Below are 16,672 nucleotides of genomic sequence, written 5' to 3' on the forward strand. Positions count from 1 at the left end.
ACAATAAATTAATTTTTGAGACTAAATGTTTAAGTTTTTATTCTGTCAATAAGCTCCATACAAGCGCGACCATTATGATAAGGGCATTTCCAGAAACCGGCCTTGTCTTTTTCGATCAAAGAGTATTCCTTGTCAATTCCCCAAAACCATTCGCCATTTTGCTTGTCTAAAATGTATTTTTTTATAAACTTCCAATTTTTATAAACAATGTTTAAGTAGCTTTCTTTGCCTGTTAATTGGTAGGCATTATAAAACCCAATTAGTGCTTCGGCCTGAACCCACCAATGTTTCTCGGCAATTATTTTATTTTTTTCAGGATCAAATTCATACCATAAACCACCATCGACATCAATTCCTTCTTTGGTAACTTCGGCCATTTGAATGGCGTGTTTGGTATAATTTTCTATAAGAGTTTTATCTTCAGAAATTTCGGCACATTGCAACAATAGCCATGCAGCTTCTATATCGTGACCATAGGAGATAACATCTGGTTTTTCGATCCAGTTTTCATCAAAAAACAAACGTAAATGCCCCGTTTTTGTATTAATAAAATGTTTTTCTATAGTTTCTAATAGCACTATAATATCACTTTGAAGTGTTGTGTCTTTCCAGACCTTAAACAAGTTTGCATACGCTTCGACAATATGCAAATGTGTATTCATGGTTTTCTTTTCGTTGGCATCCTTATTGCTCAAACGTAAATCTTCGATAGGTTGCCAATCTCTGGTTAAGGCTTCAAAATAGCCTTTGTTTACAGGATCATAACTGTGTTTTTGTATTTGCAAATATAAATTTATGGCTATTTCTAAAGCTTTATCTTCTTTAGAAATAGCATAATATTCAGATAATCCGTAGATGGCAAAAGCTAAAGCATAGATCTGATTTTTGGTATCCTTGGGGGTTTTATCAGCATTAATACTCCAGAATAAACCACCAAATTCAGGATCGTAAAAGTGGTTTGAGAGAAACTCAAAAGCACGTTTGGCGATCTTTTTATGGTTTTCGTTTTTGGTGTGTTTGTATGCAGACGAAAAAGTCCATAAAATTCGGGCATTCAAAACAGAACCTTTTTCGGTATGGGCAATTATGTGTTCATCGAAATCAATTTGACCAACAAAACCGCCATTTTCATTGTCTAAGGTATGTTTGGACCAATATTTTAATATTGCTTCAAGTTCTGCTGATAATTCAGATTTAAGTTGCTTTAGTTTTACTGACACGGTAAATTAAATTGTATTGTTTTTTTCGATCTGGCTGATGATTGTTTTTACAGACCCGGCAGAAATAAAGGTATCTGCGGGTGCATTGGTCACATAATCAACTAGTTTTTCTACAGATGAAACTGCAACATGCATTCTGGTGTCTGATGAAGCATAATAAACATAAACAGTTCCGTCATGGTCTTCAATCCATCCGTTTGAGAATAAAACATTCGATACATCGCCAACTCTTTCGATTCCTTCAGGCCCCATAAAATGTCCTGCCGGAACGTGTGTTACTTTGCTAATGTCGTGCAGGTCTGTCATGAACATATATAGAGTGTAGCGCAATCCTGCTGCGGTGTTACGAACTCCGTGTGCCAGATGCAACCAGCCTTTTTCGGTTTTGATAGGAGCAGGGCCAAGACCATTTTTAAGTTCGTAAATCGTATGGTAGTGTTTTCCAAAAATGATTTTTTCGTCTTTTACGACAGGGTTTGTCATGTCATCTACATATCCCAGACCAATTCCGCCACCAGCTCCAACATCAATAAAACCATCTTGCGGACGCGTATACAAGGCATATTTTCCGTTTACAAATTCCGGGTGCAAAACCACATTGCGCTGTTGTCCTGTATTCGAAATTAAATCCGGCAATCTTTCCCAGTTTACCAAATCTTTTGAGCGAACAATTCCGGCATTGGCAATAGCGGAGCTCGTGTCTCCTTTTGGAGCTTTTGGATCTTTTCGTTCTGTACAAAAAATACCATAAACCCAGCCATCTTCATGATGAATAAGGCGCATATCATATACATTGGTATCCGGTTCTTCGGTTTGCGGGATAACGCACGGTTTTGCCCAAAACTTAAAATTATCTACTCCGTTTGGACTTTCGGCTATCGCAAAAAATGATTTTCTGTCGATTCCTTCTACACGAACGGCAAGCAAATATTTTCCGTTCCATTTCATGGCGCCGGCATTAAAAGCGGCATTTATCCCAATTCGCTCCTGCAAGAAAGGATTGGTTTGCTCGTCTAAGTCAAAACGCCAGTTTAGCGGTACGTGATTAGCAGTAACAACCGGGTGTTTGTAGCGTTCGTAAATACCGTTTCCGGCATGATCCTGAGGAGCATTTTGAAGCTCGATCAGTGTTTTATGTTCTTTTTCTAATGCTATTTTTCTATCTTGAAATGTAGCTGAAGAGGTTATTGTTGTCATATAATTTGATTTCGGTATGGATAATTATTTTAATTGCTCTGGTCTCTTTTTGCGTCTAAATCTTGTTCTATGATTTGAAGTTTTTCTTCGGATAAAGGATAGAACAAAATAAAAGCTACTGATATTACGGCTGCGATCGCAGGGAGTATGCTCAACATTAACTGAATTCCGTTTTGAGTTACTGCGGTTTGTTCTACATTGGCCTGAAAACCATAATAACCCAAAAGCCATCCGGTTCCGGCACCACCAATGGTCCAGCCAAATTTTTGTGACATTGATGAGGCAGAGAAAACCAGTCCTGTTGCTCTGCGGCCTTGTTTCCATTCAGAATAATCGGCACTATCTGCATACATTGACCAGATTAACGGAAAAATGCAACCGGCACAAATGCTGATTAAAACCTGAAAACTCATAATGAGCAGCACCTCTTCTTTCCCGAAGAGATAGAAAACCAGGCTCAGAATTGCGGCTAAAGCCATTGCGCCAAAAAAGGTGTTCTTTTTACCTATTTTATTGGCAATTGGTGTTGCGATTATTACTCCAATAATATTTGCCGCTTGTCCTAAAACCAGATAAATAGAAGTAGGTGTCATGTGAAAATCTGTTCCAAAAAGCGAGAAATCGAAGTTTACGCTGCTGCTTACATAATATTTAAAGTAATAAACGGCAGCTCCGTCCCGAATAGAATTGAATACTAAAGCGCCGATTCCGGCTCCCAGTAAAATCCACCACGGCTTATTTTTTAATAAATCTTTTAGATCTTCTTTTAGATTGTTTTTCTCATCAGAGATTGGTTTAACTCTTTCTTTGGTAAAGAAAAAACAACCCCAGAAAAAAGCCGTTGTAAGTACTCCAAACACTGAAATTGTTGCAAGCCAGCCTGTTTTTGAATTAAGGCTTCCTCCAAAATAATTGACCAAAGGCTCAATTAACCAAAGCGCTAATAAACTTCCTCCAAAGGCAAAAACCATTCGGTAAGACGATAAAGTAGTTCTTTCTTTTCGGTCAGACGACATTACGCCCAAAAGTGATGCATACGGAACGTTGATTAACGAATAGATCATCATCATGGCAGAATAGGTGACATAGGCATAAATTATTTTTCCTTTTTCGTCAAAATCCGGCGTATAAAAAGTCAACACTCCAATTACGGCAAAGGGCACGGCAACCCATAATAAATAAGGTCTGAATTTTCCCCATCTGGTTTTTGTTCTGTCAGCGATGATTCCCACAATAGGATCAAAGCAGGAATCCCAGATTCGGGTAATCAAAAACATGGTTCCTACAACGGCAGGCGCCAGTCCGAAAACGTCGGTATAGAAAAAGAGGAGGTACATACTGAAGATTTTCCAGAACATGGATGATGCAGCATCTCCAAGACCGTAACCTACTTTTTCTTTTAAACTAATTTTGTCGTGCATTAGGCTTTTGTTTGGTTAATTATTTTAATGTTTCTGTGTGTTTTTTTGACGCGGATAAAACGGATTTACTTCGTAAAAACGCGGATAAAAACAGATTTTATTTTGAATACGATATTTAAACACATAGAAACATAGGTTTTTGAACTTAAAAAAGGCGTTTCACTTGTTTAAATGAACATAGCCAACTATGTGAAAGAAATATGTTTCTTTTTGTATTCTTTTTTAGACTTAAAATCTATGTTTCTATGTGTTGAATTTTTTTGCACACAGATTTAAGCTGATTTTATTTTTTAATATCTTTTTCGAATAAGGTGTTATCCAGTTTATAATACTCTATAAAATCTTTCTCGCTTATCTGGCCGGAATAAGGCACATAATAATGCATTTTTTGCTCTTTCTCCTGCCAGCCGTGGTTTCTCCATAATAAAACATAAGAAATTTTATAAGAACCAATGGCTTTAGACAAAGTTCCTGTCCACCAATTTGGGTCCGGAATTGCTTCGTAACCTGCTTCGGCTATCGCAATTAATTTATGTTGTTTGGTACCAATTTCGTTTAGAATTTTAAGTTGGCGTTGCACTTCCTCAATGAATTTTTTTCCTTCTTTGTCACTAGCATTCTGATAAGAATCAAAACTTAAAAGATCAGCATAATTATCACCGGGATAATTGGTTAGAAAATCTTGTTCTGAGCTAAAACCTCCTGTATTATATATGTAAATTAAATTGTGAACTCCTTTTTTCTGTAAATAATCAAAGGTAAATTTCCAAAGCGTTTTAAATTCTTCCGGAGTACAATTTCCTTTTCCCCACCAAAACCAGCCACCGGTAAGCTCATGAAAGGGTCTGAAGAGAATTGGAATATTTTTTCCTTTTTTGTCTTTCAGGGACAAAAAGAACGTAGCAGCTTTGTCTAGCCAGGAAGTAAATTTTTGATGATTTTCTCCACCGGGTAAAACCGTTTTTAATGAATTTGGGGTATTATCCCAGGCACTTTTTCCGGTTGCAGGATTATCAAAGTGCCAGCTTACGGTAGAAATTCCGCCTCTTTCATTGGCTTCTTTAATGTATTGTTTCATCTTATCAAACGGAACTCCGTCGATATTAGTAACAGCATCTTTTTCAAGTCCGGCAATATCCCAGCCATACACTGCGGGATAATCGCCAACAACATCTTTTATATCACTGCGGTTGCTTTCATATTTCCAGTTTACACCATAAGCAAGATCATCCTGATGCCCAAATAAATATCCTTTTTGAGTCAGTTCATTTAGTTTTTTATATAAAGAAACAGTTTCAGGTGTTGCTTTTTTATCTGAAAGTGACAAATTAGTATTAGTGACAATAGGTGCAGCAGAACACGAAGTCCCTATGAATACTGCCATTATTACTGTTATGATGTTTTTTTTCATTATGAATATACGTGTTGTTCAATGCAATACCTGCAAATTTATAAATTGAATGACCTCGAAAAAACGACTAATTTTCTGATCGAATATTCAATATCATTTTTGGACTAAAATTATCAAAACTATAAAAAGATATTGCATTAAAAATGATTAATGTTTATTATCAATGTTGTTTTTGTAAAAATGATAATTCTATTTTTCAAAGATAATAGGATGTTTATCGTCTAATTAATATTATTTTATCAATTATATATCATATTATTGCAAATAAAAAATCCAATAACGTTTCCTAAAATAGTTTTTTAAGATGAGTAGTTCCAAAAATTTTTACAGAGAAATCGCTCCGTTATCCGCAGGAGATAGTTTTTTAGTTTTCGACAGGGTAAAAGACAGCTTTGATTTTCCGGTGCATTATCATCCGGAATTCGAGATTAATTTTATTTTAAACGGTAAAGGCGTAAAGCGTGTTGTTGGAGATAATATCGAAGAAATTGACAATGTCGAATTGGTTTTGATTGGTCCAAATTTATATCACGGTTGGGAATTAAATAAATGTACGAGCAAAAAAATACACGAAATAACCATTCAGTTTCATAACGATTTGTTTCATGAATCTTTTTTGTCAAGACGTATTATGAATCCTATCCGGGACATGTTCAACAGATCTATTCATGGTATTCTATTTTCTAAAAAAGTAGCCGAAGAATTAACACCAAGATTAGTAAGGCTTTCTAAACTAGATGGTATGGACTATTTTCTTGAAATTACTTCTTTATTATATGATTTGGCAAATTCCAGAAATCAACGTTTGCTTTCGACTTATACAGTAGATTATGATACGTTTGATGATTATGATAAAATGAAACTGGTGTATGAATATGTGCAAAAACATTTTGCAGAAAAGATCACTCTTGAAGATGTTGCCAATGTTGCAAGCATGTCTATTATCTCTTTTAACAGGTTTATAAAAAAACGTACGGGGAAAACCTTTGTCAATTATATAAATGATATTCGTATAGGATATGCAGCCCGTTGGCTTGTAGAAAAAGACATGAGCGTTTCTGAGGTTGCATTTAAATCCGGCTTTAATAATATCGCAAACTTCAATCGTAGCTTTAAGGCTACTAAAAATTGTACGCCCAGTCAATATAGAGAAGATTTTTCTGGATTAAAGCGCATTCTGTAATGATACTTTTTTTGCAGAAACAAATATTATTTTTAACGAAATCGTTTGCTTTTTCGCTGATTCGTTAATTTTAATTTATAATTTGAAGTGGTTTTATAGGTTGTCTTTGAGAATAATACATTTTTTTTATGCTTTTATTTTGATATGTGTTTTTTTAAAGCGCTATAGTAAAAATATTATCATTAAATGATATAATACTATCGATTTAATGTTTTCTTGTGTTATAGATTTGTTAAATAATTTAAGAAAATAAATACCACTCTGTTTTATGACTTGAATTAGAATAACAAATTTAAACTAACCAAACATTTATTATGAAAAAACTAATGACTAACTTCATTCATTGGAATGCTAACCACAGAGCAGTTCCTTTGATTTTATTTTTGTTACTGACGAGTAATTTTATTACGGCTCAGGTAAAAATATCAGGAATTGTTGCAGATGAAAAAGGACTATCGATTCCGGGAGCAAATATTTCGGTTGTGGGGCAAAAAACAACTGTTTCCACTGATTTTGACGGAAAATATACCATTGATGTTCCTGCAAATGCTACGTTGGTATTTTCTTTTATCGGATTCAATACCCAAAAGATAACTGTAGGGACTAACAGAACTATTAATGTAGTTTTAAAAACAAATGCCGAAGACTTAAAAGATGTTGTTGTTATTGGTTATGGAACTCAGAAAAGAAAAGACATCAATAGTGCTATTTCGAGTATTAGTTCTAAAGATATTGAAAATTTAAAGGTAGTTTCATTCGACCAGATGATGCAGGGTAAAGCTGCCGGAGTTGTTGTAAGCAGCAATTCAGGAGAGCCGGGAAGTAATGTGTCTGTAAAAATTAGAGGGGTTTCGTCTCTAACAGGTACAAATGAGCCGTTGTATGTTATAGATGGTGTGCCAATTTCCGGTGATGCCCGTAACTCTTCGACTTCGGGGAGAAATGCATCCGGAAATTCTAACTTTTCGAACTCAGGTAATATTACTTTAAGCCCTTTGGCACTTATCAACCCAAGTGATATTGAGTCTATCGATATCCTGAAAGATGCTTCGGCTACTGCTATTTATGGTTCACGAGGTGCAAACGGAGTTGTGATCGTGACTACAAAATCAGGTAAAAAAGGGACAGGCAAATTGTCTTTCGAAAATTCTTATTCTATCAGCAATCTTCCCAAAAAATTGCATTCCATGAACTTGCAGCAATATGCGACACATCAAAATGCTTTGGCAGATGTTTATGATCCTACTGCAAAACGTCCTGAATTTGCTCATCCTGAACTTTTAGGAAAAGGGACAGATTGGCAAGATGCAATTTACGAAACCGGAATTATGACTTCGAACCAGTTGTCTTTTTCAGGTGGTAAAGAGGGAATCAATTATTATATATCGGGTGGTGTATTAAATCAGGATGGTATTGTAATCGAATCCGGATTTAAAAGATACAATTTTAGAAGTAACATAGATGCAAGAGTTAATAAATTCATTAAAGTAGGTGTTAATATTAGTGGTGCGCTTACAGATGAAAAATTAACACTAAACGGACAATTTAATGGTGTTGTTGCGACTTCATTATTAGCAACTCCGGATGTAGCTGTCAGAGAGTTATCAGGTGCTTTTGCAGGTCCGCCGGCAGGAGGTGCAACATCGTTTGTAAATCCCGTAGCAACTTCTTTATTAGGATCTAATACTTTGGTAAGAAAAAATTATTCCGGAAACTTTTATACTCAGATAGATTTACTTAAGGGTTTAGAATATCGTTTTGAAGCGGGTGGTTATATCTACGATAATTTAGGAAAGCGTTTTGATCCTATGTATTCATTGGGCAATGCTGTAAAAAGTTATGCCAACTTATATTACAACCCATCCAGCGGTAATTCATGGAACTTAAAAAACATGCTTACTTACAGAAACACTATTGGTAAACACAACTTTACGGTTTTGGCTGTACAGGAATCTAACAGAGCACATTGGGAAGGATATTCTATAACAGGTTATGGATATAAAGACAATAATGATAAATCGCTGGCGGCTTCAGATTTGTCTAAAGCAGTAACGAGCGGTGTTTATTCAGGAACGCAAACATTGGCTTCTTATTTAGGAAGGGTAGTTTATGATTATGGTGATAAATACGGAATTTCGGCAGCTGTTAGAACAGATGGATCTTCGAAGTTTTTTGTTGGAAACAAATGGGGCGTTTTTAGTTCTGTAGGTGGTTCATGGAAGCTTTCGAATGAGGAATTTATGGAAAGTACTAAAAAATATGTTGACGGTATAAAAATTAGATTTGGTTGGGGACAAACAGGAAACAATCAAATTGGTAATAATTTATATGATTCTAACTTGCACTTAATCAATAGTTCAATGGGAACTTCGTATTTGCCATCGAATACACCAAATAAAGATTTGAAATGGGAAACTCAGGATCAGACCAACTTAGGATTAGATTTTGCTTTGTTTAAATCTAAACTTACAGCATCGGTAGATTTGTATAAAAAAGTATCTAAAAACTTCTTGTATCAGGTTCCTTTGCCTAACTACCTTTCCGGTGGTGGAGATTATGAAGGTGGTGTAAACCCTCCGTATTTTAATCTGGGGAGCATGCAAAATAAAGGTATTGAGATTACATTGGGGTACACTGAAAAATTTACAGAGAATTTTTCCTGGAATGCTAATTTAAACTTTACTAAATATGTAAATGAGGTTACGAATATGGCAGGGTTAAATATTGTAAAAACAATGGGGACACTCGCTTATAATACTGTAACAGTTTCAAGAACACAAGAAGGTTTACCAATAGGTTCTTTTGTTGGTTATGAAGCTTTGGGAATTTACAGAACAGATGATGATTTGACAACTTACGGTCATAATGATGGTACAGGAACTAAAGTGGTTCTAAAAAACGGAACAAACTCATTATTGCCAAGTTTTCAAAAAGGAGATGTTATTTATAAAGATCAAAACAACGATGGTGTTATTGACCTAAAAGATATGGTTGCTATTGGAAACCCAAATCCTAAATTTACTTACGGATTTACCAATAACTTTAGATATAAAAATGTCGATTTGTCTGTTTTTGTGCAAGGATCAGCCGGTAATAAACTAATGAACTTAACACGTTTATCCGGTACCATGAATAGCAACTTGGGAACAAATTATTTAGAAGAAGCGGCAGATTTTTATTCCCCTTCAAACATAAATGCTTCGTTGCCTAGACCCTCAACTTACGATAATATAAATAACGCAATCTCGACACGTTATATCGAAAACGGATCTTATTTAAGAATTCAGAACGTGACTTTAGGATATTCTCTACCGTCTGATATGATTTCAAAACTAAAATTATCAAGATTAAGACTTTATGCTTCGGGACAAAACTTATTTACGTTTACAAAATACAAAGGATATGATCCTGAAGTAGGTTCTTATAACCAGGATGCATTGCTGTCTGGGGTCGATAACGGTCGTTACCCAACGCCAAGACAAATAACGTTTGGTTTTAATGTTGAATTTTAATACGAATTAATATGAAAAATATACTAAAAATAAACAGTGCTGTTGCTATGGCATTGCTATTGCTGATCTCATCGTCTTGTTCTCAGGATTTTCTGGATGTACCGGCAGAAGGAACACCTACAGTAGGTAATTATTACGACTCAGATACAAAATTGGATAATGCCAGTAACGGATTGTATGGTATTGTATGGTTTAATTTGAATAAATCAGCTTTTTACGGTATTACAGATGTAATCTCCGGTAATATGTATGCAAGCCAGTATAATGACTTTGGTAAGTTTACAGATTTGAGTTTTACCAATTCGCAAGCTTTTATTTCTGATGCCTGGAGATCTTGTTTTGGAGCTATTGCAAACTCTAATGCTTACATTAGTAATTTGCCTCAGAGTGTTGGGCCTAATGTTACCAAAGAAGCCTTGAATAATGCCTTGGGAGAATCTCATTTTATCAGAGCTTTTTCTTATTTCTTCTTAGTAAGATTATGGGGCAATGTGCCAATTATCGAAAACAATGCAGATTATTCTAAAAACTTCGTGATCCCGAGTAATCCTACAGAAGATGTTTATAAGTTTATAGAAAACGATCTTAAATTTGCAATAGCCAATTTAAGAAGTAAAAACAGAGGCTCAGACTATGCTGCCAATGCGCACGTATCAAGCGGGTCAGCCAAAGCTTTTTTGGCAAAAGTATACTTGTATCAAAAAAAATATGACTTAGCCAGAGCAATGGCTCAGGACGTAATTAGTAGTGGCGAGTTTAAATTATTAGGTGGGGATGAATTGCCTGCGAAATCTTTTGCTGATTTATTTTTGCAGAAAAACAATAATAACGAAGAGTCAATCTTTTCATGGCAATGGACAGGAGCAGGAACTTATTTTGAAGGTAATTTTTCGAATACCTTATTTGCTCCGGAAAACAGATTGGTGGAGACTACGTATTCAGGTCAGATCGCACCATCTCAGGATTTGATCAAAAATGGTTTTGAAAATGGAGACAAACGTAGAATAGAAACCTTTATGTTGCCGGGAGATTACTATCCAAACCTGACCTATGCAAAAACGCTTGATGTAGATTCTCCATTGGTTTTAGGGTATACATTTGCAGTAGAAAATGAGGCTCAAAGCTCCGGTGCGGGATTGAAAAAATATGTAATCGGAAAACAAAATTTACCAATTACAGGTCAGTTTAATCCTCCGTTTAACGGGGAAAGCAGTATGAATAGTTATATGATGCGTTATGCCGAATTGTTATTGATTCATGCCGAAGCTATTTTGGGCGGACAATCAGGTAGTACTACAGATGCTTTGGCACTAAAATCATTCAATGCGGTTCGCAAAAGAGCTGGACTTCCGGCAAAAGCATCCATTTCGTTTGATGATATTTTTAAAGAAAGACGTGCAGAATTAGCCTGCGAAGGCGATTATTATTTTGACCTGGGGCGTTTGCCTTTTGCTAAAGCCAAAGCAATATTAGAAGCACAAAACAGAGGAGATAAAGTGACAGAAAAACACATCTCAATTTCTGCAACAAACCTTTTATTGCCTTATCCGGCAGATGATTTAATCAAAAATCCAAAATTGACAGAAGTAGCACCGTATACTTTTAAATAATTTTTAAAAATAAAAATATGAAAAATATAAAAATTGTTTCGTTAACAGCATGTATGGCATGGATGTTATCCTTAATGTTTTTTGCTTCATGCTCAAATGATGATGGTGCTTCAGCATATACCGGTGCACCCGTTATAGAATCTGTATCGCGTTCCGGTTATGACTTAGATGGTAAAATTTTGCCATCAACACCTGTAACAATAGGCGATCCAAAAAACTATTATATCATTCATGGTAAAGGACTACTTTCGACGACGAAAGTATATTTTAATGATTTTGACACTTATTTCAGGCCAACTTTTGTAACAGATACAGATATAATCGTATTGATTGATGAAAACACCCCTTTTGCAGATGCTTCAAATCAATTAAAAGTAGTTACAGGAAGTGGTACCGCTACTTTTGATTTTAAAGTTGCTCCTCCAGTGCCAACATTCAGCAGTTTTAATTTTATAAATTGTGCAGAGGGTGATGAGGTAACTATAAAAGGTAAATATTTCTTAGATCCTATTGTAACACTTGCCAAAACAGCTACAGAACCTGCTGTTCCTGTTACTGTAATCTCTTCGACATTAGAACAAATCGTTGTAAAAATACCTGCTAATGCAAAATACAGAAACCTTGCCGTAACCAATATATCCGGAACTGCAACTTCTCTTGAAGCTATCGGGACTGCCTTGTACGATGATAAAATGTATGGTATGCAATGGGGCGGGCCCTGGTCTGGTAAAGGAATTAACTTCGATTTTGACGGAGATGCTTATCAGGGCGAAAAATCCTGGCAATGGACTTTTGGACCGTGGGACGGAGGAAATTTTGGTTTTGACTATGATCTTTCACCTTATAAAGCAATGAGAATCGCTGTAAAAGGTTCTAAAAATGGTCAGGTTAATTTTAATATCAATGATGGACCTAATTATGTTATACCAGTTACGACAACCTGGGTTTATCTTGAAATTCCGTTAAGTAAACTAGGAAACCCTACAAGTGTTACTAAGCTTACGTTTCAGGAATCAAATAACGATGGCGGTAATACAGTATTGTTTGATGATCTTGGCTTTGTTCTCAAATAGAGCATTTTTGTTTTGAGTTTTGTTTTAAGTATTCCCTAATCCACTCAATTAGGGAATACTTTTTTTAATATAATTAATTTGAATTTTTAAGAATGAAAAAAATCATTTTAGTATTCGCTTTAAGCGTAGTAAGTTTAGGTTTTGGCCAGGGAAATACACATACGCAAGTTGCCGGAAAGTTCGAAGGTTTGGCAATGACCCCGCCAATGGGTTGGAACTCCTGGAATACTTTTGGGACAAGTATCGATGAAAAACTTGTCAAGGAAACGGCAGATATTATGGTTTCGTCCGGAATGGCTGCTGCAGGATATAATTATATTGTACTTGACGATGGCTGGATGACCAGAGAACGTGATATAAACGGTGATTTGATTCCTGATCCGGTTAAATTTCCTAATGGTATGAAAGCTGTAATTGATTATGTACACAGTAAAGGGTTAAAATTTGGATTGTACAATTGTGCCGGGACGCAAACTTGTGCCGGATATCCGGGAACGCGTGGTTATGAATATCAGGATGCTCGTTTTTATGCAAAACTAGGCATAGATTTCTTAAAATATGATTGGTGCAATACACAAGGAATTACAGCCAAAGAAGCCTACACAACCATGAGTAATGCGCTTAAAACTGCCGGAAAACCTATCATATTCAGTCTTTGCGAATGGGGAGATAACAAGCCTTGGGAATGGGGAAAACCAGTTGGCAATTTATGGAGAATTTCAGGAGATATTTATCCTTGTTTCGACTGTGAATACAAACACGAAGAAGGAAATTGGTCGTCCTGGGGATTTATGAAAATCGTAGAAATGAGAAAAGATATTCGTAAATATTCCGGTCCCGACCATTGGAATGATTTTGATATGATGGAGGTAGGAAATGAAATGAATGATACCGAAGATAAATCACATTTTTCGATGTGGTGCATGATGGCGTCGCCACTTGTTGCCGGAAATGATTTTAGAAAAATGTCTAAAGAAACTTTGGCTATTTTAACAAACAAAGAATTAATTGCAGTAGACCAGGATAAATTAGGGATTCAGGGTTTTAAATATTCTGCTGAGGATGGTTTAGAAGTTTGGGTAAAACCGTTATCCGACGGAAACTGGGCAGTAACCTTTTTAAACAGAAGTGAAGTCGCTAAAAAAATTAATTTTGATTGGAAAAAACATACGATCAAAGATGCTGATTTTGGTTATGAAGCCAATTTTAGTACAACAATTTTTAAGTTAAAAGATCTTTGGAAGAATAAAGAGGCAGGAAATACCAAAAAGAATTTTACAGCTGATATTGCTCCTCACGATGTAATTGCGCTACGACTAATTCCTTAAAAGTAAAATGATGAAAACTAAAATAAACCTTTTTACGCTTACCTTATTATTGATGTTTTCGATTTCGAATGCACAATTTGTAAAACATCATGGGCAGCTAAGCGTTAGCGGAACACAGTTGACAGATAAAAATAATAAACCAATTGTCTTGCGTGGTCTAAGTTTTGGCTGGCATAGTATGTGGCCAAGGTTTTATAACGAAAAAGCAGTTGGCTGGCTAAAAAAAGATTTTAATTGCAATGTTGTTCGTGCTGCAATGGGAGTCGAGTTAGGGGAGATGGCCTATATAAAGGAGCCACAATTTTCAAAACAAAAAATAGAAGCTGTTATAAACGGGGCTATAAAAGCTGATATATATGTTATTGTCGATTGGCACAGCCATAATATTAATTTAGAAGAAGCAAAAGCATTTTTTGATGAATTTTCTAAAAAGTACGCCAAGTATCCTAACATTATATATGAGGTTTTTAACGAGCCTGATTATGAAACCTGGTCAGAGGTTAAGGCTTATGCCGAAGAAGTGATCAAAGTTATTCGTAAAAATGATCCGAAGAATATTATTTTGGTAGGATCTCCACATTGGGATCAGGATGTTAATCTTCCGGCTGCAGATCCCATAAAAGGATTTGATAATATAATGTATACCATGCATTTTTATGCTGCAACACACGGCAAGGAATTAAGAGACAGAACAGATGATGCTATAAAAAAGGGCTTGCCAATTTTTGTTTCAGAATCTGCCGGTATGGAAGCTTCCGGTGACGGACCTTTGAATATGAAATCCTGGCAGGAATATATAGATTGGATGGAAGCTCGAAAATTGAGCTATATCACCTGGTCTGTATCTGACAAAGACGAAACCTGTTCTATCCTAAAAAAGTCAGCTAAATCTGAAGGAAAATGGAAAGACGAAGATCTTAAAGAATCCGGAATAAAAGTTCGTGAATTTTTACGAAAGTACAATACGCAGCAATAGTGATAGTTGTATAAAAGTTAGAAAAGCCTGTTTCGTTTTGAGCAGGTTTTTTTTTGCTTTAGTTAAAAAAATATAAATCGTTTCTTGAGAAGAGATTTGAAATTGAAGGTTGTTTTAGATTTTTTGAATGTGTTTTTTTTGTAGGAATTATCAGTGTCTGGTTTTATGGGTTCTATTCTTTTCCAGAGATGTTTTTTATTTTTTATTTTTTAGTGTTTTAATTTAATACCCCTATTTTTTATAGGGGTATTTATTTTTAAAGATGATTTTATGTTGATTTGTCTTTGTTTTTTATGGGTGTACGTGCTGTTTTGTTGTGTAAAATGTGCCAAAACCATGAAAATTGGTTATTGAATTTTCAAAAATAAATAAGTATAAATGTCAAATCACGATTATAGCCATGTTAATTTTTGTAATCCATAATTCTTTCCGGAAATGGGCAAAAAAACAGATATCGATTCTTCTACTCATACAAAAGTTAATAAATTCGCTAATGAAAATGAAGATGTTTTAGAGGCGAATAAGAGGTTTTAGAAATGACTTATACTATTAAGAATAGATATATAAAAGATTAACTAACCAGAATCAATTAATAACTAAAAACCAATTAACACATGAAAAAAGTATTTCACATTTTAGCCGCGATGTTAACAAGTTCTTTTGCTTTTGCCCAAGACGATACTGAATCTTCAGTTTCACCGGCAACCACTTGGGGAGGATCAGCAGACGCTTACTATAAATATGATTTTTCAAAACAAATGAATGGATTAACGAGCTTTACCAACTCACAAGATTCATTCGAATTAGGAATGGCTTCGATTGAAGCAAGCCACACGTTCGGGAAAGCTTCTGTTTTTGTAGATTTAGGTTTCGGAAAAAGAGCAGGAGAGTTCTCCTATAATGAAACAACAGATAAAGATATTGCAGCAAAATTTTTAATTAAACAATTATTTTTCACCTATCAAATAACAGACAAATTCAAAGTAGTGGCAGGTAGTTTTGGAACACATATAGGGTATGAAGTATTAGATGCCGTAGATAATAAAAACTACAGTATGTCTTATGCATTTTCTTATGGACCGTTCTTTAATACCGGAGTAAAAGCACAATATACTTCAGGGAAGTTTACGGCAATGTTTGGGATCACAAATCCTACTGATTTTAAATCGGCAATGGATGCCGGCTCAAGTCAAAAAACATACATCGCACAAGTAGGATATATTGGTGATACCGGAAGTGCTTATTTAAACTTTACTTCAGGTAGCAGTAACCCTGCATCTGATGAAAATAAAACGCAAATCGATTTTGTTGCATCAAAAACAATAACGGATGCATTTTCTTTAGGATTTAATGCTACTTATGCTAAAACTAAAAATGATTTTGATAGTGATTTAGATGGTGATTGGTTTGCATTGGTAGGATATGCTAATTATGCTTTCAAACCCTCTTTGAGCCTGGCATACAGAATGGAATATTTTGATGCCAAAGATGCTGCTGCAAGTTTAGGAACATTAACAGGATCAAATGTTTTTGCAAATACGGTTTCATTAAATTATAAAGTAGGAAAACTGACAATTATTCCTGAGCTAAGATACGATGCTGCATCAGAGGATATCTTTTTAGATAAAGATGCTGCTCCAACAGGAGGATCATTCTTTGGATTAATTGCTACAACATACTCTTTCTAGAGATAAAGATTGATATTTTTTTTTTTTTTTTGGAGCTGTCAAAATACACTAAT

The 16,672-nt window shown here is 35.2% G+C and carries 11 protein-coding genes; 7 read left to right on the plus strand and 4 right to left on the minus strand.

Annotated features, from left to right (window positions below):
• Positions 1-29: 29 nt before the first annotated feature.
• The 4 genes from B0A64_RS06380 to B0A64_RS06395 all read right to left on the minus strand — a co-directional run bounded on the left by B0A64_RS06380 (position 30) and on the right by B0A64_RS06395 (position 5,222).
• On the minus strand, positions 30-1,220 hold the full coding sequence (locus B0A64_RS06380) for an AGE family epimerase/isomerase (protein WP_089478686.1): 1,191 nt from the start codon (positions 1,218-1,220) through the stop codon (positions 30-32).
• Between the two features lie 6 nt (positions 1,221-1,226).
• A complete protein-coding gene (locus tag B0A64_RS06385) occupies positions 1,227-2,417 on the minus strand; it encodes a glycoside hydrolase family 130 protein (protein WP_089478687.1) in 1,191 nt (396 codons plus the stop codon).
• Between the two features lie 29 nt (positions 2,418-2,446).
• Entirely contained in the window at positions 2,447-3,838 is a 1,392-nt protein-coding gene (locus tag B0A64_RS06390; protein ID WP_089478688.1) for an MFS transporter, read from the minus strand.
• Between the two features lie 283 nt (positions 3,839-4,121).
• A complete protein-coding gene (locus B0A64_RS06395) occupies positions 4,122-5,222 on the minus strand; it encodes a glycoside hydrolase family 26 protein (protein WP_244285362.1) in 1,101 nt (366 codons plus the stop codon).
• A 331-nt stretch (positions 5,223-5,553) separates the two neighbouring features.
• On the opposite strand from B0A64_RS06395, the gene B0A64_RS06400 reads away from it, so the two are divergent.
• The 7 genes from B0A64_RS06400 to B0A64_RS06430 all read left to right on the plus strand — a co-directional run bounded on the left by B0A64_RS06400 (position 5,554) and on the right by B0A64_RS06430 (position 16,619).
• Entirely contained in the window at positions 5,554-6,432 is an 879-nt protein-coding gene (locus B0A64_RS06400) for an AraC family transcriptional regulator (RefSeq protein WP_089478690.1), read from the plus strand.
• 314 nt (positions 6,433-6,746) lie between these two features.
• Positions 6,747-9,944, plus strand: coding sequence for a SusC/RagA family TonB-linked outer membrane protein (locus B0A64_RS06405; protein ID WP_089478691.1), 3,198 nt, complete (start codon positions 6,747-6,749; stop codon positions 9,942-9,944).
• 11 nt (positions 9,945-9,955) lie between these two features.
• Positions 9,956-11,554, plus strand: coding sequence for a RagB/SusD family nutrient uptake outer membrane protein (locus B0A64_RS06410; RefSeq protein WP_089478692.1), 1,599 nt, complete (start codon positions 9,956-9,958; stop codon positions 11,552-11,554).
• 17 nt (positions 11,555-11,571) lie between these two features.
• A complete protein-coding gene (locus B0A64_RS06415) occupies positions 11,572-12,627 on the plus strand; it encodes an HAD family hydrolase (RefSeq protein WP_089478693.1) in 1,056 nt (351 codons plus the stop codon).
• A 92-nt stretch (positions 12,628-12,719) separates the two neighbouring features.
• The gene (locus B0A64_RS06420) at positions 12,720-13,955 is read left to right on the plus strand and encodes a glycoside hydrolase family 27 protein (protein WP_089478694.1); all 1,236 of its coding nucleotides are present in this window, start codon (positions 12,720-12,722) and stop codon (positions 13,953-13,955) included.
• Between the two features lie 10 nt (positions 13,956-13,965).
• The gene (locus B0A64_RS06425) at positions 13,966-14,931 is read left to right on the plus strand and encodes a glycoside hydrolase family 5 protein (RefSeq protein WP_165769769.1); all 966 of its coding nucleotides are present in this window, start codon (positions 13,966-13,968) and stop codon (positions 14,929-14,931) included.
• Between the two features lie 614 nt (positions 14,932-15,545).
• Entirely contained in the window at positions 15,546-16,619 is a 1,074-nt protein-coding gene (locus tag B0A64_RS06430) for an outer membrane beta-barrel protein (protein ID WP_089478696.1), read from the plus strand.
• The last annotated feature ends 53 nt before the right edge of the window (positions 16,620-16,672 follow it).

The sequence above is a fragment of the Flavobacterium araucananum genome (assembly GCF_002222055.1).
Classification (GTDB): domain Bacteria; phylum Bacteroidota; class Bacteroidia; order Flavobacteriales; family Flavobacteriaceae; genus Flavobacterium; species Flavobacterium araucananum.

What these genes read in the sequence shown, in the direction of transcription:
- B0A64_RS06425 (WP_165769769.1), top strand. Translation starts at nt 13,966, where the DNA reads ATGAAAACTAAAATAAACCTTTTTACGCTTACCTTATTATTGATGTTT.
- B0A64_RS06405 (WP_089478691.1), top strand. Translation starts at nt 6,747, where the DNA reads ATGAAAAAACTAATGACTAACTTCATTCATTGGAATGCTAACCACAGA.
- B0A64_RS06390 (WP_089478688.1), bottom strand. Translation starts at nt 3,838, where the DNA reads ATGCACGACAAAATTAGTTTAAAAGAAAAAGTAGGTTACGGTCTTGGA.
- B0A64_RS06420 (WP_089478694.1), top strand. Translation starts at nt 12,720, where the DNA reads ATGAAAAAAATCATTTTAGTATTCGCTTTAAGCGTAGTAAGTTTAGGT.
- B0A64_RS06410 (WP_089478692.1), top strand. Translation starts at nt 9,956, where the DNA reads ATGAAAAATATACTAAAAATAAACAGTGCTGTTGCTATGGCATTGCTA.
- B0A64_RS06385 (WP_089478687.1), bottom strand. Translation starts at nt 2,417, where the DNA reads ATGACAACAATAACCTCTTCAGCTACATTTCAAGATAGAAAAATAGCA.
- B0A64_RS06400 (WP_089478690.1), top strand. Translation starts at nt 5,554, where the DNA reads ATGAGTAGTTCCAAAAATTTTTACAGAGAAATCGCTCCGTTATCCGCA.
- B0A64_RS06415 (WP_089478693.1), top strand. Translation starts at nt 11,572, where the DNA reads ATGAAAAATATAAAAATTGTTTCGTTAACAGCATGTATGGCATGGATG.
- B0A64_RS06395 (WP_244285362.1), bottom strand. Translation starts at nt 5,222, where the DNA reads ATGGCAGTATTCATAGGGACTTCGTGTTCTGCTGCACCTATTGTCACT.
- B0A64_RS06430 (WP_089478696.1), top strand. Translation starts at nt 15,546, where the DNA reads ATGAAAAAAGTATTTCACATTTTAGCCGCGATGTTAACAAGTTCTTTT.